The sequence below is a fragment of the Pseudomonas laurylsulfativorans genome (genome assembly GCF_002906155.1).
Classification (GTDB): Bacteria; Pseudomonadota; Gammaproteobacteria; order Pseudomonadales; family Pseudomonadaceae; genus Aquipseudomonas; species Aquipseudomonas laurylsulfativorans.
In genome coordinates, this window is sequence record NZ_MUJK01000001.1 from 693,438 (window position 1) to 720,044 (window position 26,607).

The following is a 26,607-nucleotide window of genomic DNA, read 5'->3' on the forward strand; positions in this document are numbered from 1 at the left end:
ACCGCCGCGCTGGCAACACCGTCACTGATTGCGCTGGTTTGCGGAGTGATCTTGCTCGACTTCGCCGTGCAAGCCGTACACGTCACCAACCAGAGCCTCGTTTTTGCGGCACGGCCCGACGCGCAAAGTCGCATGGTCGGTGCCTACATGTGCTTTTACTCGGTGGGCAGCGCATTGGGAGCTGCTGCGGCGACGCAGTTTATGCGCTATGGGGCTGGATAGCCGTCAGCCTGCTGGGTGCCTCGGTAAGCGCGACCGCCCTGGCGCTGTGGTTTCTCACGTTGCATTTCTCAACGAACCATCAAGGAAGAATCGCATGAAGACCCGACACCTCTTGCTCGCCATATCGATAACGGCCATATGTGGCGTGAGTTTCTCGGTGATCAAACTGGGACTCGCTACTGTCGACCCGCTCCTGCTTGCCGGTATTCGCGTTGCGCTGTGCGCACTTCCAGCGATCTTTTTCATTTCAAACCTGATGTGCAGTGGCGCTACATCGTTGGTTACGGTCTGGTCTTCGGAATCGGACTTTGGGGTTGGTGCCGGTATTCGGACTGCTCGGTTCCGTCACGATTTTCAATGAAGCCTGTCGCTCAATAAAATCATTGCGGTTGTGCTCATCGTCTCGGGTCTTGGCGTCGGTTGGTACGGACAGCGCGCGCTCAGTGCGGTGCTCAAGCGTTTTGAGCGATGCCCGTCGTGAAAACAGCAGCCGTTCGAATAGCCTCTGGATCAAACGGTTTGTTCACACCACTGCCAGGTTTTTCATTCGCGGATTTTATCTCTGGTTTGGGCGCCATCATAGCGCCCAATGAAAGTGTCCAGAATCATTAGGCCAGTTAACAATGCCTCCCCAAAACTACCGACATTCCGGTACTTGAGCGCGGGCCTGAAGACAATATCCCCGGGGAGTCCGTTACGGCTTGATCACAATCCCTTGACCCGTAGGTAACTCCAGTACGTCCAGGCCGAACTCAGCAAGCAGCGGGTCTTCCGCTTCCTTCTGTGCGCGATAGCACCACCAGCCATAATCATCTAGCACCAGAACACTACCGGACACCATGCGAGGGACGATTCTCTTGAGCGCTTCCACTTCGGCAGGCGCTTGATTCAAATCGATATGGGCAAATGCAATCTGCTCTGGGAATCCTTGCTCAAATGACTCCGGCACGTAGCCCTTGATTACCTTGACGAAAGGGTATTCGGAAAAACGCTCCTTGACCTTCGTGTACAACTCCGAACTGTGCTCAGGCATTGCGTGGTTGACTTCAGTGCCCGTGTGCTCAAACGCGTCGTACAGGTAGTACTGCTTGCCAGTTGATGCAAGGTCAATCTTGTCTGCAATCACATTGGCAGTGTTGCCTTTGTATGCACCGACCTCGACGAAGTCTCCTGGCAGGCGTCGGGCCAGTTTTGCGAAGTGGCACAAGATGTACGTGCGCCAGATAATCGTCATTTCCACATTGGAAGTTGCATTACGCCTCATGATTTCCATAAAGCTCTCGTCACTCATGAAACTGAGATTCCGATTCCAACAAATTACATTATCAGAGCAATAAAAGCTGTCCGGCGTGGCGATACTTTGACGTATACCTTCAACGCTGTGCTTGAACAAGGCCGGATTAATTATGTTGAAGTTATCACCATTCACAATCATTATTATCGCCCCAAAATCATAATCAATAAAATCCAAGTTATATCGCTTAAAAAATTACTGCTACAAACGCTCGACTTTCTTCTTCGTCTCGCAGGCTCTTGCTTGCAACAGCCAATAAGTCAAATGATGCGGAAACCATCATCCAAACCTGCGGTGATTTATCAGCGACGAGTTCTGTCGCGCGCTTGACCCTCCTTTGCGTCAATCATCATGTTTGCGTCGCACCTTCAGGTTGGACAGTACTTCATCGGTGACAGTGACTTGGGCCAGTTCGGAAAAGGCAAATAAGGAAAGTGCGTGAGATGCGCACACTGGCTGATGATTCGGCTTGATCGGCTAATGATTCGGTCTTGGCCTGCATTCTGAATCATCCTCATCGCACGCGCCCTTCTGCAATGTGTAGTATTTAATTGCCAGTATCATAAGGGTATTTTGTGCCCGAATGGGTACCTGGATTTCAGCCCCCTGGCCGAATGACCAGGAGGTGGTGGAGGCGATTCTCTGGAAACTCCGTACAGGAGCTCCCTGGCACGGTGTCCCCGTGAGTTTTGCTCTCGGAGGACTGCCTGTAATCGCTACGGGAACCATGGCCGACTTTTTCAACAGAATCGGCCATTTGCAGTCGTTAACGAACGTCTGCAATGGGTTGTGGATTCAACCGGTCGACGCCTGAGCAAAAGTCGCACTACTTCGAAACCACCAGCGCCGGTGGCTGCCAGCTGCCTTCGCCGGCAGGAAGAATCGAAGGCGGTGTGGTCTTCGGCCAGTAGAGGCGCATCACCAGATAGACCGTGTCGTCAGGCGCCGGCAACCAGTTGGCCTCCTTTGCCTTGCCGGGGGAGTCTTTCTGGATGTACAGCGTCAGCGAACCATCCGCGTTTTTCTTCATGGCCGACAGCATCGGTGAATTGATCAGGTACCGGTTGATCGGGTTTTTGATCAGCAGTTGGCTTTTGCCGTCGTACATGGTCACCGACCAGAAGGCATTGACCGGTGGCAGCTTTCCAGCGGGGAACGTCAGCGTGTAGTGGTGCTTGCTGGTATCGAGCGTCTTGCCGGTGCCGTCAATGCGGGTATAGGGGTACATCGCCTCGACGGCGTCATTACCGTACAGTCCGCCCTTCGCGGCACCGGCTCGCATCAACCAGTCGGCCTTGTAGAACGCCTGGTCGCCGAAGAACGCACCGACGTTCCAGCCGTTGATATTTTTCATTCCGCTCGAGAGAAACTTATCAACTTTCTCGTCGCCAGCCTTCATCCCCAGCAAGACCACGGCCTTATGCTCGAGCGACAGGTCTTTGAATTCGAAGCGCCGGCCGGGGCCTACGCCGATGCTCGCTAGCTTCGCCCGGATTGCCTTGTCGTCAGCCGATGGCGGCACATACTCCAACGCGGCCGACAGGTACTCGAAGAAATTGTCCTTGATGCCAGCCGTGGTGGCCGGTACGAAATCAATCTTCGGCGCAGCGGGCGGCGCGGGTTGATGGAGGAAGGCGGAAAGCGGCTGGACCTTGTAACCCGCCTGAACCTTCTCGACATTCGGCATGTCGGCTGGATTGAACAACTGGGTCCGGATCAAGGTCAGTGCGAAGGGGGTCGTGGAGTTGAACACTTTATCGATGCCACGGGGTGTCGCCCCCTTCCAATCGGGGCCTGCAATCAGATAGCTCCCGGGCACGCTGGCAGTTGCCCGGCTGCCGATGTAGCCGTAGTTGTAGGTGTTACCGTCGATTAGTTGCACCGAGTAGTAGCGCTTTTTGGAGACTGCCGGCACCGTGATCACCAGAGGCTCGGCGCGCAGGTCGGCCCAGAGTATCGAATACGGGGTGTCGCTGTTTGGCGTAATGACGGCGGTGTCAGCGGGCGTCGCGACCCGATGCTCGTTGGACAGTTGGTTAAAGGGGGCCTTGAACTGGCTGGACCTGGAGTCCACTGCAAACTCATTCATCACGGCGTAGTTCATGACCAACGGCAAGCCGTAGATAAAGCCTTCCTCCGCGATCGCCTTGGTCTGCTCGAGACTCGGCGCGGGCACGCCCTTGGCCACATCGGCTTGATCTGCCTGCGTGATCGGATCGGTCTTGCTCGAACACCCTGTGAAAAGCGTTGAACCCACTACGACGACTGCCGCAGCCATTGTCCATCCCCTGTTAAACATCCTGTTCATTTCCACCTCGTTAGTTTTGAGCAAACTGGCGTCGTAAGTGTTTATGGCCACGGTGAAACAATTCGAATGCCGGAACCCTCCCCCAATTGTTTTCAAGAGTGCCAAGTCACTTGATTGTGCAAATAAGTAAATCCTCTGGCGAAGCGCCAACTCACACGTCCGGGGAGTGTAGACCACAATGAGCCGGCATCCCCTTGCGTGGCCAAGGTCGCGCCCAGTCACGAGCGCTTGAATTCGCGTTCCCACGGACTCAGCAGAGCGGTTTGAAAGCACGTTTGGGCGTTGTCTATTTTCATCTTATCGCCTGTTGTGTGGCAATCGGACTGGTGTTGACCAGTGACATTGCAATGGTCAAGCAACTCCTTAAAGGGGATGTGTCGGGTCACCATGATGACGCGCACATGGAAAGCCTTCAAAAAACCGTCGTACTTGCACTGGTAGCGCTCTGGATTACGGGCATTGGTATTGTCGGGATCGATTATGCCGGCAAGGGGATGTAGTATTTCCTCAATCCTAAATTGCAAGCCAAAATCGGCATCGTTGTGCTGTTGACCTTTAATGGTTTCCTGTTGCATAGCGCTGTATTGCCGGCCCTGAAAAAAGCCGGTTCGATACTCAAACTCTCTTTCAACCTGCGCATGCTGGCGCTGTTCTCCGGCGCCCTCTCTGGCGTGTCGTGGTTCTATGCCGCCATGCTCGGTGTCGGTCGTCCGCTGGCCTGGAAGTACTCGCTGGTCGAGTTGCTGGCCGCCTATCCGGTTCTCATCGTCGGTGGATTTGCAATGATGGTGCTGCTCACTGCCTGGGCAAAAAACAAAGACGCTGAAGGCCGTACGGAGCAAGGCACCTGGGACACCAGAAACGCCGCCCTGGCTGGATGGTAAAGCCAAGCACGTTCAGCTTTAGCCAATGAATTGCGTTGTAAGCAACATTTAGCGAAGGGCTGCATTGGATCGCAAACAGCCCCATCTTTTAGTTATTGAACTCTCAATCAAACCGGCCATCGGCCTGCCCTCTGGCAAGCAGTTGGCCGGTGACCAACGAGGCTCAAGTCCCGCTTTTCACCTTGCTCCAGACCCGGGTCCGAATGCGTTCTATTTTCAGCGGCAGCGGCTGGTCGGGGAACAGCGTGGCCAGTGTTGCAGCCGGGGGATAGACCTCAGGGTTGTTTTTCAGCCCCTCATCGACATAGGCGATGGCGCTCTTGTTGCCGTTCGGATAACCCAGGTAGTTGGAGCTTTTGGCGATGATATCCGGGCGCATCATGTAGTTGATGAAGCTCAATCCTTGCTCCGGATGAGGGGCATCCTTGAGCAACACCAGCGTTTCCATCCAGACCGACGAACCCTCGCGCGGAATCCGGTAAGCCAGGTTACGACCGTTTTTGGCGCGCTCGGCGTTGACCTTCGCGTCGTACACCCCTCCAGACCAGGCCACCACAGCGCAGATATTGCCGTTGGCCAGGTCCGTGATGAACCGTGACGAATCAAAATAGGTGATGTAGGGGCGAATCTTCAGCAGTAACGCTTCGGCTTTTGCATAATCTTCGGGGTTTTTACTGTCGGGCGGCAAACCGAGATAGTGCAAGGCGATCGGAATGATCTCGCTGGGGGAGTCGAGCATCGCGACACCGCACTGGCTGAGTTTGGCGATGTTTTCTTCTTTGAAGATCAGGTCCCAGGAGTCCAACGGGGTTTGAGCCCCCCAGTACCTTGGTCACCTGGTCCACGTCATAGCCGATACCCGTAGTGCCCCACATGTAGGGGATTGCATAGCGATTACCGGGATCGTTTTGCGCGACCTTGGCGAGAATGTCGGGATCGAGGTTCGAACGGTTGCTCAATTGGCTGCCATCGAGTTCCTGGAGAACGCCGGCCTTGATCAGGTTGGGCAGCGCACTGTTCGTCACCACTACCACGTCGTATCCGCTACGTCCCACCATCAACTTGCTCTGCATGACTTCAGAGCTGTCAAAGGTATCCAGCACCATCGGGGTACCAGTCTCCTTCTCGAACTCCTTGGGCGTTTGCGGGGCAATGAAGTCATACCAGTTGTACAGGTTCACGCTGGGGGCCTGCGCCCAACTGACGGCCGTACCCAGCCCGCAAAAAGTAAACAAGCCAAGGTGCAGCAAACGCGTAAGTTTCATGGGGTGCTCCTGGTGCATCGGCCATTGATTGGCTGTGCGCCGCGATATTGTTTTTATGGAAAAGCGAAACAGGATTCGTCACTCAGGGAATCAACAACTCACGGAGACCGCCTGGCTGTTCATTGAATACACCGTGCAATTGCAGGCGTTTTTCCGTGCGGTAGTCATAGAGCGCACGTGCTGCGCCGATCTGCGTCATGTCCAGTTCGACGACATGCCGACACTCCTGCGAGCCTGCTTCGAACAGTCGCCTGCCGAACGGGTCGACGACGCTGCTGCCCCCGGCGAAGACTTCGCCAACGCCTTCGCCGACGCGGTTCACCATGGCGGCGAAGACCTGATTTTCCTGGGCTCTGGCTGCAACGGCGTTATGGTGCACGTGACCGTAAGGCTCCATGTTGCCGTCAGTGATCAGAATCAGCTCCGCGCCGAGTGCCGCCAATGCGCACGCGCCTTCCGGAAATTCGATGTCGTAGCAGATCAACAAACCAATACGCACCCCGCGCCATTGCACAGTCGAAAAACGGTCGCCAGGCCGTACGAGGCCCGGTTCGCCAACCCACAGATGAGTCTTGCGATAACTGAGCGCCACGCCTTGCGGGGTAATGAACAGCGTGGTGTTGTAAAAACGCTCGCCATCGCGCTCGATCAAACCCACGACCACCGCGACGTCTCGCTCTCGGGCGGCGGCGCAGATTGCCTGGACGCTGGGACCGGAAACGGGTTCGGCGAGCCGGGCAATATTGCCGTGGTCGAGAAAACCGGTGATAGACGACTCGGGGAACAGGAGGATATCGGTGCCCGGCATGCTTTCGGCAATCGCTCGCAGAATGCGTTCCAGGTTGTAAGCGACATCGCCATCGCGACCCGCCAACTGTACGAGTTCAAGTTTCATTGTCAGACCTTTCAGGTAAAAAGCGTCCTGGCCAGGAAGCGGATGACTTTGTCAAAGGTGCGACAAGTATGCGGATCGTGGAAAAACTTCCTATCACGCAGAGTGAGTACTCCCAAAGGGTTATTACATGGAAATGACGGGAGAGGAACGCTGCCCTTCAGTTCGTTACTTTGCGCAACGACCGCCGGACCTCAGCCTGTATGGCATAAGCCGGTGATTCCACGGCATTGAAATCCTGTGTATAGCGCTGGGCAAATCCTTCCACCCCCCACTCCTGATACTGCTGCACATGCTTGAGTTCGTGGGCCCAGAGCGCGATGTCCTGCTCTGCGGCTTGAACGTCCCGGAAGAGGATGATGTCGATCAGCGTCACGGCACCGACATCGGGGTTTTGCAGCATGGCAGTGGCGGCGCTGAATTGACCGTTGTCGCTGATTTTGTAGCGTGCGGCATCAAGGACCTCGGGGTCGTACCAACGTAGCAGTTGCTCGCGGATAGGCGGTGGAATCGGCTGGATGCCGGCGCTGGCTGCTTCGGCGCGAGCCTGGGTCAGCCACAGCGCCAGTGCCGGCACCGCGATCTGGTAGATACCATCAGGCACCCCGTCCGGCAGGCAGATACAGCCGTCCAGGCACACCGGTTTTTCGCCAGCCGGGCAGCCGTTGGTCTGGGCTGGCACCTCAAGCGTCAGGGCAAGAACAAGCAACGCCAAAAGGCGCGTGATGTTGGGCGACATTGGGCGCTCCAGGTAGCGAGTCGTGGTGAACCGGTTCCGGGCCAGGCTACCCCTTCATCCCTATGCCGACCAGGCGCCTGCATCAATCATTGACCTGCAGTTCTTGCAGAATGAATCCCAGTGAATCCGGGGCTGTGCAATGACTTTTCCCCGAACGGTGTTCATCCCACGGCATAGCGTCATCGGTGCAGAAATCGCCGATACACTCCATGCTCAGTTCGACATCGAGCAGTCCAAGCGGAATCCAGAAGTAAGGCGTTTCTCGAAGCAGATTAGGCACCGTCGAGCCGCAGCTTGAGCAAAAGTCATTTCTGTAGCCACTGGATTTACGCCAACTGGTGATCGCCCCTTGCCCTTTTTCCCATCGAAAGTCGCGCGCATTGACCAGTGTGGCGAGATTATGGCCGACCCCGGTTTGCTTGCGACATAGGGTGCAATGGCAGCGATAGAAAAATCGCGGTTCAACGGCCAGGCAAAAACTTACCGCCCCGCAAAGACATTGTCCTGTTGCCATGTGTATCTCCCTTGAAGAATGACTTGTCCGTGTTTGCTTCTATCATGAAATTTGGTTCTTCACGCATTCCCGGAAAACTGTAGGAGCCAGCTTGCTGGCGATGGACTCAAGTGCGCCGCGTTTATCCAGTTCATGCGCGTTATCGTTAACGACCATCGCTGGCAAGCCAGCTCCTACAGGGGACCGCATCGAAATAATGTGAACGCCAAACTGTAGGAGCCAGCTTGCTGGCGATGGACTCAAGTGCGCCGCGTTTATCCAGTTCATGCGCGTTATCGTTAACGACCATCGCTGGCAAGCCAGCTCCTACAGGGGACCGCATCGAAATGATGCGAGCTCCAAATTGTAGGAGCCGGCTTGCTGGCGATGGACTCAAGTGCGCCGCATTTTTTCCAGTTCATACGCGTTATCGTTTACGACCATCGCTGGCAAGCCAGCTCCTATAGGGGACCGCGTCGAAATGATGCGAGCTCCAAACTGTAGGAGCCAGCTTGCTGGCGATGGGCTCCAGTGCGCCGCGTTTATCCAGTTCATACGCGTAATCGTTAACGACCATCGCTGGCAAGCCAGCTCCTACAGGGGACCGCGTCGAAATGATGCGAGCTCCAAACTGTAGGAGCCAGCTTGCTGGCGATGGACTCACGTGCGCCGCGTTTATCCAGTTCACGCGCGTTATCGTTAACGACCATCGCTGGCAAGCCAGCTCCTACAGGGGACCGCGTCGAAATGATGTGAGCTCCAAACTAATGAAATGGCTACCCCCCGCTGCCCCCTGTGATCGCCCACTAAGCTTTCACAGAGGGCTCATCGGAGATCATTGCCATGAACAACGTAGCTATTGCCGCCATCGACCTCGGAAAACATTCCTTTCATCTTCATGCTCAAGATGATCGCGGCCACGAGGTTCACCGCAGAAAGTTTACGCGCGCAGCACTCACCCAATATCTGGCGAAACTGGAACCCTGCACCGTCGTGATGGAAGCCTGTGGCGGCGCCCATTTCATGGCGCAGGAAGTCGCCAAGCTGGGGCATACGCCCAAGCTTATTGCGCCACATCTGGTACGCCCTTACGTGAAGAGCAACAAAAACGACTTCGCTGATGCCGAAGCGATCTGCGAGGCGGCGACCCGGCCCACAATGCGCTTCGTGCACCCCAAAACCCAGGCTCAGCAGGCGCTGGCGATGCTCAATTCGGTTCGTGAGTCGTTCATCAAAGACCGTACCGCCACCGTCAATCGGATTCACGCAGCCCTGCTGGAGGTGGGTATCAGCCTGGCTCCCGGCTTCAAATCCATCAAAGAGCTTCCAGCATTGCTTGAGATGAGTTCATTTTCCGGCTCCATCAAAAAAATTCTGATGGGGTTGCATGAGCACTTCAACTATCTGGATGGGAAGGTCAAAGCGCTGGACAAGGAGGTGGAATGCCAAGCAGCTGAAGATGATCTGGCGGCTCGTTTGATGACCATGCCGTGTGTCGGCCCGATCACCTCCAGCGCCTTGGCTGCCGAGTTGGGCGATGGCAAACAGTTCAAATGCGGCCGAGGCTATGCGGCGTCGATCGGGCTGGTACCCAAACAGCACGGTACGGGCGACAAAACCGTGTTGCTCGGCATCAGTAAACGCGGCGATCGAAATCAGAGGCGCCTGCTCATCCAGTGCGCCCGTGTGTACTTGATACAACTGGAACGACAGAAAGGCGCCTTGGCGGACTGGGTCCGCCAACTATTAGCTTCCCGCCATCACTCCAATCTCGTGGTCTGCGCACTGGCCAACAAGCTGGCAAGAATCGCCTGGGCGATAGCCGCACACCACACTGAATTCGATGCGGGGCCAGCCGCGATGAACGCCTGACCCCGCTGTCACCCGAGCACCACCCACCTGGTTTTGCGATGCTGGATAACTGATGACGTGAACGGCCAACCGGCCTGACGACAACCCTGGGCTCCTACACGGCTGTAAGGCCGTTCAACTAATTAGGGTCGTTGGGCATCGATTCTCATCGAGGCGCGGGGCGACACCCCCACTCAGACGCCGGATAGATGAAAGCAAGCCAAACACGCATCAAATACAGTATTGCAGAAAAGGGGGTAACCATAGATGTAGGAGCCAGCTTGCTGGCGATGGTCTCAAGTGCGCCGCATTTTTCCAGTTCATACGCGTTATCGTTTACGACCATCGCTGGCGAGCCAGCTCCTAAAACGGACCGAGCAATGAACTGGCCAACAGCGCCTTCAGGCCCATCGGCTTGGCGAAATGATAACCCTGGGCCTGCCCTGCTCCCATCTCGCGCAGCAGGTCCAGCGTCGCTTCATTCTCGACGCCTTCGGCCACCACACTCAGGTCCAGCGACTCGGCCATCCGCACAATCGCCCGGACGATCGCGCGACTGCGGGGGCTGGTGGTCAGTTCGAAAATGAACGACTTGTCGATTTTCAAGCCGCTGAACCGGTACTGATGCACATAGCTCAGGGATGAAAACCCTGCTCCGAAGTCATCGAGCACCACCGACATGCCGTTGTCCGCCAGTTGCTGCATGGTCTGTCGGGCAATCGCCGGCTCGGCGACCAGCGCCCCTTCGGTCAGTTCCAGGCAGAGTCGCGACGGTGCGACCCGGTGCTGCGCCAACAGCTCCAGTACCTCACTGGCGAAGTCGGGACGCGTCATGCTGTAGCTGGAACAATTGACGTGCACCGGTGGCCAATTGGCATGCTCGGGTTGTGCGAGGATGGCGGCAATGCTGGCAAGCATGTACAGGTCCAGTCGACCGATCAGGCGCAAACCCTCGACATCCGGCAGGAACTCGCCCGGCGCGATCACCCGGCCGCCCGGCTGATGCCAGCGGATCAGCGCTTCAAGGGCCAACAGCTCGCCGGTTTCGATGCTGACGATCGGCTGGAAATACGGCAGCAGTTCGTCAGTACGCTTGAGCGCGTTGCGCAAGGCCCCTTCACGCTCGACCTGGTCCGAGACTTCACGGCGCACTTCCTGGTTGAACACCGCGAAGCTATCGCGCCCGGCACTCTTGACCCGGTACATCGCCGCATCGGCATCGCGCAGCAAGTCGGCGGGCTCGTGATGGAACTGACTGTCGGCACTGACAATCCCGATACTGCAGGACGAGAAAACTTCATAGCCATTGATGAAAAACGGCAGGTCGAACGCGACCAGTATCCGCTCGGCGATTTCGATCAGCACTTCCAGCGGTGCGTCGGGAGCCAGTACTGAAAACTCGTCGCCCCCCAGGCGCGCCAGCATGTCGGTGTCGCGCAGACACCCGCGCAAACGGTGGGCCGCCTGCATCAACAACAGGTCGCCAAAATGGTGGCCGAGGCTGTCGTTGACCATCTTGAAGCGGTCGAGGTCGATGAACATCACCGCCAGGTGCCCGCCTTCGCTGCCGAACCGCGCCCAGGCCAGATTCAGGCGCTGTTGCAGGTAGGTGCGATTCGGTAGCCCGGTCAGCGCATCGTGGGCGTTTTCGTGCTGCAACTTGGCATTGGCGTGATCGAGTTCGCGGGTGCGGCTCTGCACCCTGGCTTCCAGCTTGAGGTTGGCGGCATGGATCGCTTCGGCCGCCGTGCGTCGCGACAACGCGGTATCAATGTGCCGTGACACGAAGGTCAGCAGTTCCTGGTGACGCAGGGTATAGCGCACCTGCGAGGTGTAGCTCTGCACCGCCAGCACGCCACGCACCACGTCCTCTTCGAACAATGGAATGCCCAGCCAGGAGTGGGAGCGTACAGACTCTTGGGCCTCCTCGATTTCACCCCGGGCAGACAGTCGCTCAGCCTCGTCGGCGTCAATCAGGCAAGGCCGGCGCTGACGGATCACGTACTCGGTCAAGCCCCGGCGCCCTCGGCGTGCCGGCGGGCAGGTCGTCTGCCGTTCATCCACGTAATAGGGAAACGTCACTTCACCGGTCGCGTCGTCGAACAGCGCGATGTAGAAGTTCTGCGCGAACAACAGATCGCCGACGATGCCATGCAAGGTCCCGAACAACTCGGCCATGTCACCAGGCCGGCTCGACAGTTCGGCAATCTGGAACAGCGCGCTTTGCAGATGTTCGGCGCGCTCGCGATCTGCCACTTCCTGGCGCAATGTATCGTTGAGTGCCGAAAGCTCCAGGGTGCGACGCATCACCGTTTCTTCCAGGTCCTCGCGGTGCAGAATCCGGTCCAGGGCCATAGCCACGTGGCGGGCGACCACCAGAAACAGCGCGCGGTCTTCGGCACTGTAGGTACGGGAAACGTCATAGACCTGCATCGCCAGCATGCCAAACACGTCATCCGAGGCGTTTTTCAATGGCGCGCCCATCCAGAACTCGGGACGCTCGCCCACGCAGTAGAAACGTCCTTCGGCTTGAGCCGCGAGAATGCCGGCGGCGTCGATCAACAACGGCTGGCCGGAGGTCAATACCTGGCCGGTCAACGACAGATGCGTTGGGTCAAGGTATTCGTAGTTCTCGGCCTCGAGGGCTTGCGGATCAATGATGTCGACGTAATAGGGGTAGTCGATCTTGCCGGTGTGCCGGTTATACAGCGCGAGATAGAAGTTCTCGGCGTCGATCAGGCTGGCCAATAGCCGGTGTACCCCCACCAGAAACACTGACCGGTCACGGGTCGAACTGGCCAGGTAGGTGATTTCATACAGCACACGCTGCGTGATCTGCGCGCGGGCCAGGGTATCGGTCTGTAGCTGGATACCCAGGCGCTGGGCAAACTCCGCGAGCGCCGGTTGCCCTGCATCGTCGATTGGCGCGAGCAGCCAACCCAACTCACTTTCGCCCCTGCCGGTTGGCCAGCGGTGCAGGTTACGGGTCCGGCAAAAGGCTTCAAACTCGTCATTGGCAACACTTGAAGGCCACTGCCCCTTTGAGTCGCCCTGGCCAACCCGATGCATCTGTTCACCGGCGCGGTAAAACACCCACGCGGTGGTATGGACCCAGTTACGCGCTGAGTCCAGCAAGTGTTCGATGGTGTTGTCGTCGCCAGCGTAAGCCATGTCGACAGTATCCGGGTTCCCTATGGGTTGAAGTGCGGCAACTTCGCAATTGCTCGAATGCCGGCGGGAGTCGGTCAATGTACGAATACTCATCAGGGCTCCCTGAGCCAAATCTGCCGAAACTCACTTTCTGATTACTAGCAATGTGCCATTAAGTATCCCGTTTAAAGCTTATAGCGTTTTTTTTCAATGACTTTGTTCACTTTAGTACCAGGGATGAGACGGGCCACAAATTATTAGCGGCCTGTTGCCCGGACAAGGTATCCACGGTGATGCGTTTTACAGGTAAGCCGGACGAAACTGGCCATTATTCGTCTTCGAGATATGCCCTCCACCCACCTGTCCCAATATGCGAAGAAACTGTCCCGCCACGCTCATGGCTGCGCGCCTGGGCTACCTACTATAGGAACGGCTCCTCTGCCCAATCAGCAGAGGCCTGTTACCTATACCGGATGCACATATTGCGCACCGCCGTACCAGCACGGATTGGACACAACAATGACAAAAATCGCCGAAATCCAGGACACCCCTTCACCAGCGTCTGCCTCGACACCGGCCATCATCCGGTCGTCGGTGCGACAGCATTCGATCAAGGTAGAGCTTTGCACACCCGCCATCGGCGCAGAGCTCAGCAACGTCAGCCTTGTCGACGCTGCCCAAGATCCAGAACTGATCGCGCAAATCCGGGAGCTGTGGCTCAAGCACAAAGTGCTGTTCTTCCGCGATCAGGACATCACCCCGCTGGAGCAACAGAACTTCGCCCTGCAATTCGCGGAACTGGAGAGCCATCCCCTGGCGCCCAGCCATCCGGAGGCGGACAAACTGCTGACGCTGTATCGCAATCTCGAGCCAGGCAAGCCCAAGAGCTACGTCGAAAAGGCCAGCCGCGAAAATCTCTGGCATGCCGATGTGACCTTCAAGAAGGCTCCGCCGCGCGGCGCGATACTGCGCTGCGAACTGGGTCCGGAGACCGGTGGAGACACCCGGTTGTGCTTATCCATCCAGAGACGGGTGAAAAAGTGTTGTTCGTCAACTCGGCGTTCACCACCCATTTCTCGAATTTCTTCAACTTCGAGGACGTACGTTACGGCCAGGACTTCATGCCCGAGGCTCATCATTTGATGAACTACCTGATCTCCCAAGCCGCCATTCCGGAATATCAGGTACGCCTGAAGTGGCGCACCAATACCGTTGCCATGTGGGACAACCTGCAAGTTCAGCACTACGCGGTAGCTGACTACGGCAATGCGCCAAGAAAAATGCTGCGCGCCACCTTGGCGGGTACTGCACTCACCTGACCCTGACTGTCCATTATTCGCCTCCTTCTTATCAATTGTGGGCCTGAAGGTAGCGCTCGGAGGGTGCCCCGCACTGAGCTTCACAGGACACAATCTTGTGAAATTGGGACAGAGCGAAAGCCTGTAGAGCTGTTTCTGCCGCCGCCAGCCATGGCCCGCCGGCAGTGTCCCAATACGCAAAAAAATGTCCCGCCATGCTTATGACGCGACGCTCGCGCTTCCTACTATGGGCCCGTGGCCATATCCCACCCCGCCGCCCCCACAAAAATTGGACTAACAATAACAAGGGCCGGATGCGGATCAACCTGCCCCCTGCTTTTCAACGACGTTGAAGGGATCAATCGTCGTTGTCATCGCGATCGCGATCGCGGTAGCGACGGTGATCGCGATCATAGTCGCTACGATCATAGCCACGACGGTCATATCCCTGATCATCATCCCCTCGTTGGTCGTAACCACGTCGATGGTCATGATCGTGATATCGGCCGTACCTTTCCCCGTCATCCCAGTGCGGGCCGCAGCCTCCCAACAAGACGGCGCTGGAAATGGCCACGATCAAGGTTACTGCGCGATTCATATGAACGTCCTAAACGTCAGGGGTATGGAGGGAGTGTGGCTGCCCGACTTTTCATCCGGGTAGTGTTCAGCCGTGGTTAAGACCACTCAGTAACTCAATGATTCCTCTGGAAAATACAAACAAATGGTGCTCAGCCTCAGTGAGCACGCCACCGAATACACACGATCAGACAGCCCGGGTTTGTCATGGATAGCCAAGGGACTGTCGTCAAATGAAAAGCGCCCCCGTATCGCGGGGCTTTTAATGGAGGTTCTGAAAAAGTCTCTGGCTAGCGAGCCTGCGGATACAACCGCTGCGCCCGAGTCACGAGTTGCCTGGTACACCAGGCAGGAGAATAACAATATGAAATTCGTGAAAAGTCTGCTGGCTGCCATACCCCTCATGGCGCTGGCCATCGATGCCAAAGCCTATGTATCGAGTCAAGAGGCCGCCCGGCTGGGCAGCAGCCTGACGTGGGTGGGTGCCGAAAAGGCCGGTAATGCCGATGGCTCCATACCGCCCTACAACGGTGGCCTGACCACGGCCCCATCCAGTTTCAAGACCGGCGACAGCATGCGCCCGGACCCCTTTGCGGACGAGAAACCGCTGCTGGTGATCAACGGCAGGAACGTCGATTCGTACAAAGGCATGCTGACCGCCACCACCGTAGCGTTGGCCAAGCGCTACCCCGGCTTTCGCATCGATGTGTATCCGACCCATCGCACTGCATCGCTCCCGCAGGCGGTACTGGACAATAGCCGCAAGAATGCAACCGCCGCCAGGTCGCTCAACGGCGGTATTGCGTTCGATAACGTGTTGCCGGGTGTGCCGTTCCCGATCCCGCAATCGGGTGCCGAGGCCATGTGGAATTTCCTGCTGCGCTACCAGGGCGTCAACATCCATTCCAAATACGACTCGTGGAGCGTCGACACGGCGGGCGTGGCGAGCCTGGCTGTCACCGGCGAGGCATTCGTCTCCTTCCCGATTTACGAGAACATGTCCAAGCCCATCAACAATTCCGACATCTACTACCAGTTGAAACTGTCCTATACCGGACCTGCACGGCGTGCCGGCGAGTCGATCATGCTCAAGAACGCCACCAACCCGCTGCAGCGCCCCGGCCGTGCCTGGCAGTACATGCCGGCCCAGCGCCGGGTCAAACAGATTTCGATCCTGGCCTACGACACCCCCAACCCCGGTACTGCCCGTGCACTGGAGTTGTATGACTGGACGCTGGTGGGCAAGCAAGAAATGATCGTGCCCTACAACACCTACAAACTCACCTACGCTCGCAATGCCAAATCGCTGACCACGCCGAATTTCATTGCGCCGGACTTCGTACGCTGGGAAAAACACCGGGTCTACGTCGTGGAGGGCAACCTCAAGGCCGGTGCGAAGCACATCTACCAGAAGCGCCGTTTTTATCTGGATGAAGATACCTGGGCCGCGGTGGCCTCCGATCAGTACGACACCAGTGGCCAGCTATACCGTGGTTCCTTCGCCTTCTTCAGCCAGAGTTATGACAAGCAGGTCCCGGATGCCACCCCGTTCATGACCTACGACCTGTCGAAAGGCACCTACAACATCAATGGCGTGGTGGGCCCCCATGGCGGCATCCGCTACATCGAGCCGCTATCGACGGCGCAGTGGGTGCCGGAGTCCATGGCGGGCACCGGTATTCGTTGAATTGGTGACGATAAAAAGGCCCCTCTGGTTCGAAAGAACGGGGGCCTGAGCTGCTGGGATCAGCTCTCGGGGGTAACGACCGGGTTTTGAGCGGATTCGGCTGCCAGCTTCAACCTGTCAGCCTTGCTGATGTACTTATCCTTGTTTTTCGGTGCCAGTTTGGCACTGGCCTTTTTCGCGTTGGCCTTGAGTATCTGATTCAGTTTCTTGCGACGATTCATGGTGTTCTGCTCAACCTGTAATTGCTAAATTGTATCAGACCAAAGTCCCAGACCGGGCCGCCATATCCCCCCAGAAATGGGGTTCTTCACCCACCCACCCGGGTGTTTACCACCAAACCCGAGGAATATCCCCCTCTCTCCCCCCCGCTTCTTTGGGCTGCAATACCCGGAAAAACTGATTCGTTGACCTGAATCTTTTCTTGACCAAGTAATGGCTCATTAGTTGCACACCCCTTCTTGTGCCCAAAAACAGCAGTCGTCCCGGACATGGAGACGGCGGGACATCAAGCGAGGGGTGACCTATGAAACGCGCAACACACTCAAGCAATTCGCTCTATCTACTGCGCAAAACAGGCTTGCCTTGTGCGATGTTCTTTTCCCTGGCCACGGCAGACGCGGTACCGCTGGATGATTTCGGCCAGCCCCCGCCGACCGACCCCTCGGCGTTTACCAATCCGCCGGCCGACCCCAAGGCTGCGCTGGATGCCTTATTGACCATGCCGCCCACCAACCAGGGTTCCATCGCCTATCCCAACGGCGTGTATGGCGACCGGAAGGCGCCCCGGGCCGAAAACGTGCTGCCGCCCGCCCTGCAGACATCGTTCAAGATTCCCACCAACGGCAAGCCCAGTCCGTTGTTCGGAGCCCTGCCATACACGCAACAACTGCTGCTGTTCGAAGAATTCGGCACGGAAAAACTCGACCCGACACTGCCCGCCCCGCCCCTGACTTTCCCGCCTCCGATCGTCGGCCCGGCGCCCACGCAGGACCCGAACAGTATCGCCCGCAGCGGCCCTTCGGCCGCGTCACTGGAAGCCTTCATGCGCCAGCCGGGGCTGTACCCGTTTCCGTCGCAGTATTCCAACGTGCTGGACCGCAACCCTTGGAAAGCGCAGATCGAAGCCTTCCTCAATCGCCATCCGGTCGGTTCGCCAGCTGAAGGCCGTCCGCCTGGAAAAGGCTGGTCGCACCAGCGCTGGAACGAGTTCTACCCACAGGTCGCCTTCAAGACCGCGCAAGCGGGCGCCAAGCTCAACGGCGGCATGCGCGACCGCAGGCAACTGCACAACTACGCCGTCGGTGAGTTCGGGCCGGGTGGGCTGTACAACCAGACCTCGGACGCGCCGATCATTGCGGGTACCACCAAGGGCATCGATACGCGCTTTCACCCCAACATGCCGATCCAGAACCACAAGGCGCTCTGGACCTTCGACGGTACCTTTCCGCCAAAACTGTTGATGGTGCGCTACGGCCAGGGCGTGCTGATGCGGCACTACAACGCCCTGCCGATCGATCCATCGGCCAACATGGGTTTTGGCCTGCACACCCTCAGCACCCATGAACACAACGGCCACTCCCCGGCCGAAAGCGACGGTTATGCCAATGCGTTTTTCTTCCCGGGGCAGTACTACGACTATCGCTGGCCGATCCAGTTGGCCGGCTATGACAGCATCAATACCAACGCCCAGGATGCACGCGCCGCGTTCCCTTGCGCGCCGGGTGAAACCCTGTTCGTCAACGACGCCACGCCGGGCCTGAAGACCTGCAACAACGGCACCATCAAGATCCGTGGTGACTGGCGCGAAACCATGAGCACCCACTGGTTCCACGATCACATGCTCGATTTCACCGCGCAGAATGTCTACAAGGGCAACGCGACGATGATGAACTACTACAGCGCCATGGACCGTGGCAACGAAGCGCTGCAGGACGGGGTCAACCTGCGTCTGCCCAGCGGTTCGGCGCTGCCTTGGGGCAACCGCGACTATGACGTCAACCTGATGGTGGCCGACAAGGCCTGGGACGCCAATGGCCAACTGTGGTTCAACCCGTTCAACACCGACGGCTTCCTCGGCGATCAGATCCTGGTCAACTGGCAGTACCAGCCGCGCCTCAACGTGCGTGCGCGCAGCTATCGGTTCCGCATCCTCAATGGCTCGGTGTCGCGCTTCTTCAGGATCGCGCTGGTGCGTGAAATCGTCGGCACCAGTGGCGAGTTCCCCGGCCCGGCAGGCTCCGGCCTGTCTTACACCCGCGTGCCGTTCCACATGATCGCCAACGACGGCAACCTCATGGAACACGCCGTGCCGTTCGACGGCAGCATGGACCTGGACGCCGACGGCGATGTGCAGGACCACAACGCCATCCTGCCCACCCAGGGCATTGCCGAGCGCTTCGACATCATCGTCAACTTCTCCAAATACGGGATCAGGACCGGCGACAAGCTGTACTTCGTCAACCTGATGGAACACCAGAGTGGCAAGGGACCGGAGAATATTGCGCTGAGCCTGGCGGACGTGCTGTCCGGCAGGTACAAGGCCGTGCTCAAACTCGGCAGCAAGGGGCTGGAATGGGACCTTGGTGACCCGGCAGTCGGCAAGTTCATGCAGATGGTGGTGCAGCCTTATGCCGGCCAGGACGTGGCCATGAACCCCTCCGACTACGAACCCGCCAAACCGGGTAAACCGGTGGGCAAGGTGATGATCCCGCTGACGATCAACCGCGACGATCCAGCGATGCAGGCCAAGCTCCAGCTGGCGCGGCATCGCGAGTTCATCTTCGGCCGCTCCGATGGTACCGACGAAGAACCCTGGACGATCAAGACCGACGGCGGTTTCGGCGACCGCGCCGACCTTCGCCGGATCAGCGCCGCGCCGCAACTGGCCACAGGCCCGAGCCCTGCCGGGTTCTCCGGCGACGGCACCCTGGAAGTGTGGAAAATCAAGAACGGCGGCAACGGCTGGAGCCACCCGGTGCACGTGCATTTCGAAGAAGGCGTGGTCCTCAGCCGCGACGGCAAGGCACCGCCTGAATGGGAAAAATGGGCACGCAAGGACGTCTATCTCATCGGCCAGGGCATCGACAGTACGGTGGACGTGGACATCGCCATCCGCTTCCGCGAATTCGCCGGGACCTACATGGAGCACTGCCACAACACCCAACACGAAGACACCTCGATGCTGATGCGCTGGGACGTCGAGAATCCGGGCCAGTTCCAATTGATGCCAACCCCCCTGCCCGGCTGGGACGGTGTGACCTACGTCAACTCCGCCGCGCTGCCAACGTTCCGCACTGGCGATAGACGCAACAACGAAGGCGACAACAAAAAACCGGTCGCCAACCCCGACAGCGCCATCAGTAACACTGGCCAACCGGTGACCATCAACGTGCTGGCCAACGACACCGATCCTGACGGTAACTTACCGCTCAAAGTGGTGGGCCTGGCACAACCGGACTCCGGCAAGGGTAGCGTCAGCACCGATGGCCTGCGCGTGGTCTACACACCACCGGCCACGATCGCCGCACCGTTCACCGCGACCTTTACCTATCAGGCCGCCGATGCCATTGGTGCGCAATCGGAACCGGCGACGGTGTCCGTGGCGGTCTCGGCAGGGGTCGTCGAGAACCTGATCGTCACCGGCGCTACCGTCACCTCCCGCAGCAACAGCCGCTACTACTGGGTGCTGTCCGGCACCACCTCGCGTGGCACGGGCAATACCATCTCGGCGACTGCCACGACCACCACCGGCACGGTGAACCTTGGCAACGCCACCCTGACCACCACGCCTACCGGCGCACGCTGGCAGATCGCGGTGACCACCGTCGGCAGCGGCCCGTCGCCTGCGCCGACGGCGACCATCAAGTCGGCCTTCGGCAAAACCGTGACGGTGCCAGTAGTGGGGAACTGAGTTTCAACCTGGCTTTAGCAACGAGGGCCTCAAAGGATTTGAGGCCCTTTTGTTTGGGCCTCCACTGGTTTGGAAGGTCACTTGCAGGAGCCGGCTTGCTGGCGATGATCGTTAACGATAACGCGTGTGACCCAGATGAACTCGGTCTCTCGTAGGAGCTGGCTTGCCAGCGATGGTCGTTAACGATAACGCGTGTGACCTGGATAAACGCGGCTTATTTGAGTCCATCGCCAGCAAGCCGGCTCCTACAGTTCCCCGGGATTGCGTGAAGAATCAAATAAATGCCAGGTGGACACCGTAACAGGCAGCCATTGGCTCTCATCAGCAATTCAACAATGGGGGTCGATGATCCTGAGCCAGGGCCAGCGAGCCTGATAGCTTTTCGCCTTCTGATCGAACAAGTCTGGCCTGGGATTCTTTGGATTGATTCGAAGTAGCCCATGCTCGGTGTCGGCCAGGCCGTTGGGCGCATAGACCTCGCCGGTTTCAACATCCCAACCCATGCAGGTACCGGCAATCAGGTAGCGATCGATCCCGTCCTTGGCCGACTGAAGCGGAGGATAGTCCCCGCCAAACCGCTGGCTATACCACAGGTGAACGCGAGCCTGATTCTTGAATTCAACGTTCACCTCGAGGTCCTCGAACAGCCGCTTGGCTGACTGGATGACCTCATTCTCTGCGTCCCAGGACAGATCTTCATCAAAGTAAAAGACGTCGTAGTCCTTCACCCCCCAGTCTGCCGGTTTCTGTGACTGATGATTCCAGACGGCCTGGAACAGGCAACCGGCAGTGAGCATGCATTGGTTCAAACCAAGCTCGGGCAAGCGCTCGGCAAGTGCTGCGTTTACCGGGTTGGTCATTGCGATACTGATCAGTTTTTCGACAGTCAATGTCATTTTCATCCCTTTAAATCGTTGAAGTCCTGGTGGGCGAACATCGGGCAATTTAACGGCAAGACGTCGGTACTGACTATGTGGATGACACTTTTGAAGTGAACCGCCTCATTGCCTGCCCCGATAATCGATAGCTTACTGACGAATTGTCGAGGTCAAGCATGACGAGCACAACGATGGAACAAGTCAGCCCGAAAACGCTGAGAAGAGTGATTGTGGCCGCCGGCATCGGCAATTTCGTGGAGTGGTTCGACTTCGCCGTCTATGGCTTTTTGGCCACGACCATCGCCCAGCAATTTTTCCCCAGCGGCGATGCCAGTGCCGCGCTGCTCAAGACCTTTGCGGTGTTCGCCGTGGCCTTTGCGTTTCGCCCCCTTGGCGGGATTTTCTTCGGCATGCTGGGCGACAGGATCGGCCGCAAGCGAACCCTGGCGATGACCATTCTGCTGATGGCCGGTGCGACCACCCTGATCGGTCTGCTGCCCACTTACGCCGCGATCGGGGTCACGGCGCCGATTCTTCTGTCCCTGATCCGTTGCGCCCAGGGCTTTTCCGCCGGGGGAGAATACGCCGGTGCCTGTGCCTACCTGATGGAGCATGCGCCGAGTGATAAACGCGCCTGGTATGGCAGCTTCATTCCGGTGTCGACATTTTCCGCCTTCGCCGCGGCCGCCGTGGTGGCCTACGCACTCGAGGCATCATTGTCCGCCGAAGCCATGGGCAGTTGGGGTTGGCGCCTGCCGTTCCTGATTGCCGCGCCCCTGGGCCTGGTGGGTCTTTACCTGCGCTGGAAGCTCGATGAAACACCGGCCTTTCAGGCGGTGACCGAGGAACATGCAGTCGCACACTCGCCACTCAGGGAAACCTTGCGCAATCATGGTGCGGCGATGTGCTGCCTGGGTGCCTTTGTGTCACTGACGGCGCTGTCGTTTTATATGTTCACCACCTATTTCGCGACCTACCTGCAAGTCGCCGGTGGCCTGAGTCGCGCCACAGCGTTGCTGGTGTCCCTGATTGCATTGCTGTTCGCTGCGGCGATCTGCCCGCTGGCCGGGCTGTATTCGGACCGGGTCGGGCGGCGAATGACGGTGATGACGGCTTGCGCGCTACTGATTGTGGCCGTGTATCCATCGTTCCTGATGGCCAGCTCCGGCTCGTTCGCCGCGTCTGTCGTCGGCGTGATGCTCCTGGCGGTTGGCGCGGTGTTATGTGGCGTGGTGACGGCGGCCCTGCTCTCGGAAACCTTCCCTACCCGTACCCGATACACCGCCTCGGCGATCACCTACAACATGGCGTACACCCTTTTCGGCGGCACCGCGCCGCTGGTGGCGACATGGCTGATCAGCACCACCGGCAGCAACCTGTCACCGGCGTTCTATCTGATTGCGATTGCCTTGCTCGCGCTGGCGGGTGGACTGGCATTGCCGGAGACCTCGAGGATATCCCTGCATGACGTTGCGACGCAGGACAAAGGCGCAGGCGTGAGCGCTGCGGTCTGAAACACGAAACGAGCCGGCCAGGCGCTATATGCACGAGGTTTCCTTAACAGCCTTTGACTGGCTATCAAAACCCTGCACAATTGCCGGCTTTTTTCGCGACAGGACGTCCCCCCATGCAACGGATTGTAATTCTGGGCAATGCCGGTAGCGGCAAATCCACCCTCGCCCGCGCGCTTGGCAAGCGTCTGGGCCTGCCCGTGGTGCACCTCGATACATTGTTCTGGGAACCCGGCTGGATCGAGCCCGACGCCGGGCAGTTCCGCGCGCGGGTTAGCGCAGCGATCGCAGCGGATGCCTGGGTTTGTGAAGGCAACTATGCCCGGCGCACCTTCGACCTGCGCCTGCCTCGGGCCGACCTGATCATCTGGCTCGATACGCCGCGACTTACCTGTTTCACCCGGGTGATCATGCGCAGCGTCATGAACCGCCCTCGCCCTGACCTTCCAGCCGGCTGCACAGAGAAGCTCGACCGGGCGTTCCTGACTTTCCTGAGCTTCGTGTGGAATTTCGATCGAGGTTACCGCCCGGGTATCGAGGCTGTGCGCCTGGCCACAGGCCCACGGATTCCTGTGGTGCACTTGCGCAGTAGCCACCAGATAGCGGCCTTTCTCCATGGCTTGCCGACAACGCCTGAAACCTGCCTTGAATAAAGGGGGCGGCGACATCCGTCACCCAAGGTCATGCCATAACAACCGCGTTCGTTTGCCCCCAAAAACTCACTCAATTCGACATCACGCGCGATTCCACTTCGACATCGTGGTTTTGTCATGAAGTGAAAAGTAATTGTCGTCGAATGAATGGTCGTCAGCCGCCCCCGTCCATAAATTCCTCTTCGGGCCCGTACGGCGCAATGCCTGGGCGCCTGACGTGCTGATTTATAGGCTCACCATCATAATAATAATCCGAGGGGTCGCATCGAATGCGTGTGAATTTGCCCGTAACCGAGCATGAAAGAGTCTTTCCCGCCGAACAACGATTGATCTCCACGACCGATCTCGATAGCCGTATCACTTACTGCAATGACGCCTTTGTGGCCATCAGCGGTTTCACCTACGACGAATTGGTCGGTCAGCCCCATAACCTGGTTCGACACCCCGATATGCCTCCCGGGGTATTCATTCATATGTGGCACACCATCAAGCAAGGCAAACCCTGGATGGGTATTGTGAAAAACCGCTCGAAAAATGGTGATTTCTACTGGGTCAGTGCCTACGTCACGCCTATCTATGAAAACGGACGCCTGAGTGGTTACGAATCGGTTCGTTCGCTGCCCAACCGCGACCAGGTGCGTCGGTCAGCCGCACTCTATGCAAGGATGCGCGCCGGCAAGCCGATCGTTGCGCGCAGCGCGCGGATTTTCCGGCCGCTGCGACACGCTTGGCCGTTACTGATGGCTGGCGGGGTTTCACTGCTGGGCAGTCAGTGGCTACCACAAACGGCGGCACAAGGGGTGCTGGTGGCGAGCCTGGGGATTGCCTGGTACCTGATCGAGTCCCGACAGCGCAGAGCCATCGAGCGCACCCTGGCCGAGCATCCGAAAGCCTTTTCCGATCCGTTGGTCGCGCTCACTTATAGCGACAACCACGGTCCCCAGGGTCGCCTGGACATGGCCATGCTCAGTGAGGAGGCGCGCTTGCAGACAGCCCTGTCCCGGCTCGTCGATGCCGGGGTCAACGTCAAGGCCAAGGCGACGCAGTCATCCGCACTCTCGGGTTCCCAGGCGCAGTCACTGGATCGTCAGCGCAGTGAAACCGATCAGTCCGCCGCCGCCATTTCCCAGATGGCCGCCACGATCCAGGAAGTCACCCAAAACGTCGTCAGCACCGCACATGCCGCGTCGCAAGCCGACCAGTTGACCCGTGACGGCACTGAGCTGGCCCGGCAAAGCCTGAGCGCCATGGCAACCATGCATGCGGCGGTCAGCGAGATTGGCCAGGCGGTCAATGCATTGGCGAGCGAAACGCAATCGATCGGCAGTGTCGTGGATGTCATCACATCCATTGCCGAACAGACCAACCTGCTGGCGCTCAATGCGGCGATCGAGGCAGCCCGGGCTGGCGAGCAAGGTCGCGGTTTTGCCGTGGTTGCCGACGAGGTGCGCTCCCTTGCGCAACGCACTCGCACCTCCACCGAACAGATCCACGGCATCATCGCTTCGCTGTATAGCGGTGCCGATCGCGCAGTCTCGACGGCCAGCCGTGGCGAGCAGATTTCCCGCGAAAGCATGCAGCGTGTCGAGGCGGTGCAGTCGGCTCTGGTCGGTATCAGCCAGGCCGTCACCCGGATAACCGAAATGAGCCAGCAGATGGCCTCGGCGTCTGAAGAGCAAAGCCACGTGGCCGAGGATATCAACCAACAGATCACGCGAATTGCCCAACTGTGCGATCACAGCGCCGGGCAGGCTAAACAAGGCGCCGCGATCAGCCAGGACCTGGAAGTCATGGCCGAGTACCTGCATAGCCTGGCTGCGCGTTTTAGTCGATAGTCATCAGCGCCCCGGCAAGATGGATTGCGGAACGGAAATGCGAGCGAAGGTGTCAGCTGTATAGACACCTCTGTTTCGCATCCCTATCCAGATGGAGCGCTGAAGTCATGAACAACATTATCTACCTCGTTGGTGCTGTTGTGATCATCCTGTTCATCCTGTCGTTTGTCGGCATTGTCTGACCGACCACTGAAGGTCCTGCGGGGTTCATGTGCTCCAAAGGCAGCCGCGGAAAATTTGAATGCCCGCTTTGCAGGATCTTTATGCTCCTGCCCCCCAAACCTGATAACTACTTACCAAAGGTCCGCTCAGGCTTTTCCTCACAGCGGGAGGAAAAGCCATGGACGTCCCTGTCCCCGCGCCTGCGCTTCTTCGGCAATACGCCGAATGCAGCGCGTAACATCCTTGAGGACATAGGACTGCTGGTGTTCGTTGCCTGCATGCTGCCGCCGTTCGCCGTCTGGGTGGTTGGCTATCACTTGATGAAGATCAATCCGGCGGTATCGATGGGCGGCATGGCCGGTGCCCGCAGTCATTCCGGCCCGTGCCAGGAGGCCGCGACGGAGATCGGCAGCAACGTGCCATGGGTCGGTTTTCCGGTCGCGTTTGCAGTCTCGGGCATCCTGCTGACGGTCCTCGGCTACTTCGCCATGGTGTTCGCCAATTGATGCAGGCTCTTGCCAATTAAGTGGTTCCTTACGCAAATTCCTGTAGGAGCCGGCTTGCCGGCGATGGATTCAAGTGCGCCGCGTTTATCCCGGTTGCACGCGTTATCGTTAACGTCCATCGCGAGCAGGCTCGCTCCTACAAGGGACCGCGCAATACCTGTAGGAGCCGGCTTGCCGGCGATGGACTCAAGTGCGCCGCGTTTATCCCGGTTGCACGCGTTATCGTTAACGGCCATCGCGAGCAGGCTCGCTCCTACAAGGGACCGCGCAATACCTGCAGGAGCCGGCTTGCCGGCGATGGACTCAAGTGCGCCGCGTTTATCCAGGTTGCACGCGTTATCGTTAACGTCCATCGCGAGCAGGCTCGCTCCTACAAGGGACCGCGCAATACCTGTAGGAGCCGGCCTGCCGGCGATGGACTCAAGTGCGCCGCGTTTATCCAGGTTGCACACGTTATCGTTAACGTCCATCGCGAGCAGGCTCGCTCCTACAG

The 26,607-nt window shown here is 58.3% G+C and carries 17 protein-coding genes and 8 pseudogenes; 14 read left to right on the top strand and 11 right to left on the bottom strand.

The window, feature by feature from the left end; genetic code table 11:
* Nucleotides 1-6: 6 nt before the first annotated feature.
* Both B0D71_RS03145 and B0D71_RS03150 read left to right on the top strand, forming a co-directional pair.
* Nucleotides 7-320, top strand: a pseudogene (locus B0D71_RS03145) (MFS transporter); the annotation flags it as partial.
* Nucleotides 317-537, top strand: a pseudogene (locus tag B0D71_RS03150) (EamA family transporter); the annotation flags it as partial. The pseudogenes B0D71_RS03145 and B0D71_RS03150, both read left to right, overlap by 4 nt.
* 379 nt (nt 538-916) lie before the next feature.
* On the opposite strand, the gene B0D71_RS03155 reads toward B0D71_RS03150, so the two are convergent.
* Nucleotides 917-1,693 (bottom strand): class I SAM-dependent methyltransferase, encoded by a 777-nt coding sequence (locus B0D71_RS03155; protein ID WP_240635661.1) that lies wholly within the window; start codon nt 1,691-1,693, stop codon nt 917-919.
* 430 nt (nt 1,694-2,123) lie between these two features.
* Here B0D71_RS03155 and B0D71_RS32250 point away from each other — a divergent pair.
* A pseudogene (locus B0D71_RS32250) lies at nt 2,124-2,236 on the top strand (transposase); the annotation flags it as partial.
* A gap of 106 nt (nt 2,237-2,342) precedes the next feature.
* Here the strand turns inward: B0D71_RS32250 and B0D71_RS03165 are convergent.
* Nucleotides 2,343-3,794: a DUF1254 domain-containing protein gene (locus tag B0D71_RS03165; protein ID WP_103393428.1), complete on the bottom strand. Its 1,452-nt coding sequence runs from the start codon at nt 3,792-3,794 to the stop codon at nt 2,343-2,345.
* A 293-nt stretch (nt 3,795-4,087) separates the two neighbouring features.
* On the opposite strand from B0D71_RS03165, the pseudogene B0D71_RS03170 reads away from it, so the two are divergent.
* Nucleotides 4,088-4,708, top strand: a pseudogene (locus B0D71_RS03170) (hypothetical protein).
* Nucleotides 4,709-4,871: 163 nt separating this feature from the next.
* On the opposite strand, the pseudogene B0D71_RS03175 reads toward B0D71_RS03170, so the two are convergent.
* From B0D71_RS03175 to B0D71_RS03190, 4 genes and pseudogenes are all read right to left on the bottom strand, one after another.
* Nucleotides 4,872-5,973, bottom strand: a pseudogene (locus tag B0D71_RS03175) (polyamine ABC transporter substrate-binding protein).
* Nucleotides 5,974-6,055: 82 nt separating this feature from the next.
* Nucleotides 6,056-6,868: a carbon-nitrogen hydrolase family protein gene (locus tag B0D71_RS03180; RefSeq protein ID WP_103393429.1), complete on the bottom strand. Its 813-nt coding sequence runs from the start codon at nt 6,866-6,868 to the stop codon at nt 6,056-6,058.
* 157 nt (nt 6,869-7,025) lie between these two features.
* Nucleotides 7,026-7,604, bottom strand: coding sequence for an eCIS core domain-containing protein (locus B0D71_RS03185; RefSeq protein ID WP_103393430.1), 579 nt, complete (start codon nt 7,602-7,604; stop codon nt 7,026-7,028).
* Nucleotides 7,605-7,686: 82 nt separating this feature from the next.
* A complete protein-coding gene (locus B0D71_RS03190; protein ID WP_103393431.1) occupies nt 7,687-8,118 on the bottom strand; it encodes a GFA family protein in 432 nt (143 codons plus the stop codon).
* An 822-nt stretch (nt 8,119-8,940) separates the two neighbouring features.
* Here B0D71_RS03190 and B0D71_RS03205 point away from each other — a divergent pair.
* Nucleotides 8,941-9,969: an IS110 family RNA-guided transposase gene (locus B0D71_RS03205; protein WP_103392895.1), complete on the top strand. Its 1,029-nt coding sequence runs from the start codon at nt 8,941-8,943 to the stop codon at nt 9,967-9,969.
* Between the two features lie 342 nt (nt 9,970-10,311).
* Here the strand turns inward: B0D71_RS03205 and B0D71_RS03215 are convergent, their stop codons facing one another.
* A complete protein-coding gene (locus B0D71_RS03215) occupies nt 10,312-13,212 on the bottom strand; it encodes a sensor domain-containing phosphodiesterase (RefSeq protein WP_103393435.1) in 2,901 nt (966 codons plus the stop codon).
* A gap of 405 nt (nt 13,213-13,617) precedes the next feature.
* Between B0D71_RS03215 and B0D71_RS31690 the strand changes: the two are divergent.
* Nucleotides 13,618-13,886, top strand: a pseudogene (locus B0D71_RS31690) (TauD/TfdA dioxygenase family protein); the annotation flags it as partial.
* A complete protein-coding gene (locus B0D71_RS03220; protein WP_240635678.1) occupies nt 13,812-14,417 on the top strand; it encodes a TauD/TfdA dioxygenase family protein in 606 nt (201 codons plus the stop codon). The pseudogene B0D71_RS31690 and the gene B0D71_RS03220, both read left to right, overlap by 75 nt.
* A 337-nt stretch (nt 14,418-14,754) precedes the next feature.
* On the opposite strand, the gene B0D71_RS31695 is transcribed toward B0D71_RS03220, so the two are convergent.
* Nucleotides 14,755-14,994: a hypothetical protein gene (locus B0D71_RS31695; RefSeq protein ID WP_103393436.1), complete on the bottom strand. Its 240-nt coding sequence runs from the start codon at nt 14,992-14,994 to the stop codon at nt 14,755-14,757.
* Nucleotides 14,995-15,336: 342 nt separating this feature from the next.
* Here B0D71_RS31695 and B0D71_RS03230 point away from each other — a divergent pair, with 342 nt between their 5' ends.
* Nucleotides 15,337-16,659, top strand: a complete 1,323-nt coding sequence (locus B0D71_RS03230; protein ID WP_103393437.1) for a DUF1329 domain-containing protein — start codon at nt 15,337-15,339, stop codon at nt 16,657-16,659.
* Nucleotides 16,660-16,718: 59 nt separating this feature from the next.
* On the opposite strand, the gene B0D71_RS03235 is transcribed toward B0D71_RS03230, so the two are convergent.
* Entirely contained in the window at nt 16,719-16,880 is a 162-nt protein-coding gene (locus B0D71_RS03235) for a DUF2986 domain-containing protein (protein WP_103393438.1), read from the bottom strand.
* 368 nt (nt 16,881-17,248) lie between these two features.
* On the opposite strand from B0D71_RS03235, the gene B0D71_RS03240 reads away from it, so the two are divergent.
* On the top strand, nt 17,249-20,569 hold the full coding sequence (locus B0D71_RS03240) for an Ig-like domain-containing protein (protein ID WP_420825126.1): 3,321 nt from the start codon (nt 17,249-17,251) through the stop codon (nt 20,567-20,569).
* A 329-nt stretch (nt 20,570-20,898) separates the two neighbouring features.
* Here the strand turns inward: B0D71_RS03240 and B0D71_RS03245 are convergent, their stop codons facing one another.
* The gene (locus B0D71_RS03245; protein WP_240635679.1) at nt 20,899-21,465 is read right to left on the bottom strand and encodes a nucleotidyltransferase family protein; all 567 of its coding nucleotides are present in this window, start codon (nt 21,463-21,465) and stop codon (nt 20,899-20,901) included.
* 158 nt (nt 21,466-21,623) lie between these two features.
* On the opposite strand from B0D71_RS03245, the gene B0D71_RS03250 reads away from it, so the two are divergent.
* The 5 genes and pseudogenes from B0D71_RS03250 (at nt 21,624) to B0D71_RS03265 (ending at nt 26,114) form a co-directional block, all read left to right on the top strand.
* Nucleotides 21,624-22,961: an MFS transporter gene (locus B0D71_RS03250; RefSeq protein WP_103393440.1), complete on the top strand. Its 1,338-nt coding sequence runs from the start codon at nt 21,624-21,626 to the stop codon at nt 22,959-22,961.
* A 113-nt stretch (nt 22,962-23,074) separates the two neighbouring features.
* Nucleotides 23,075-23,611, top strand: coding sequence for a P-loop NTPase family protein (locus tag B0D71_RS03255; RefSeq protein WP_103393441.1), 537 nt, complete (start codon nt 23,075-23,077; stop codon nt 23,609-23,611).
* A gap of 269 nt (nt 23,612-23,880) precedes the next feature.
* Nucleotides 23,881-24,159, top strand: a pseudogene (locus B0D71_RS32255) (PAS domain-containing protein); the annotation flags it as partial.
* A 312-nt stretch (nt 24,160-24,471) separates the two neighbouring features.
* Nucleotides 24,472-25,446: pseudogene (locus B0D71_RS32260) on the top strand (methyl-accepting chemotaxis protein); the annotation flags it as partial.
* A gap of 263 nt (nt 25,447-25,709) precedes the next feature.
* The gene (locus tag B0D71_RS03265; RefSeq protein WP_240635662.1) at nt 25,710-26,114 is read left to right on the top strand and encodes an aspartate-alanine antiporter-like transporter; all 405 of its coding nucleotides are present in this window, start codon (nt 25,710-25,712) and stop codon (nt 26,112-26,114) included.
* Here B0D71_RS03265 and B0D71_RS03270 read toward each other — a convergent pair.
* On the bottom strand, nt 26,087-26,584 hold the full coding sequence (locus tag B0D71_RS03270; protein WP_165798664.1) for a hypothetical protein: 498 nt from the start codon (nt 26,582-26,584) through the stop codon (nt 26,087-26,089). The two genes, B0D71_RS03265 and B0D71_RS03270, sit on opposite strands and share 28 nt — an antisense overlap.
* Between the last annotated feature and the right edge of the window lie 23 nt (nt 26,585-26,607).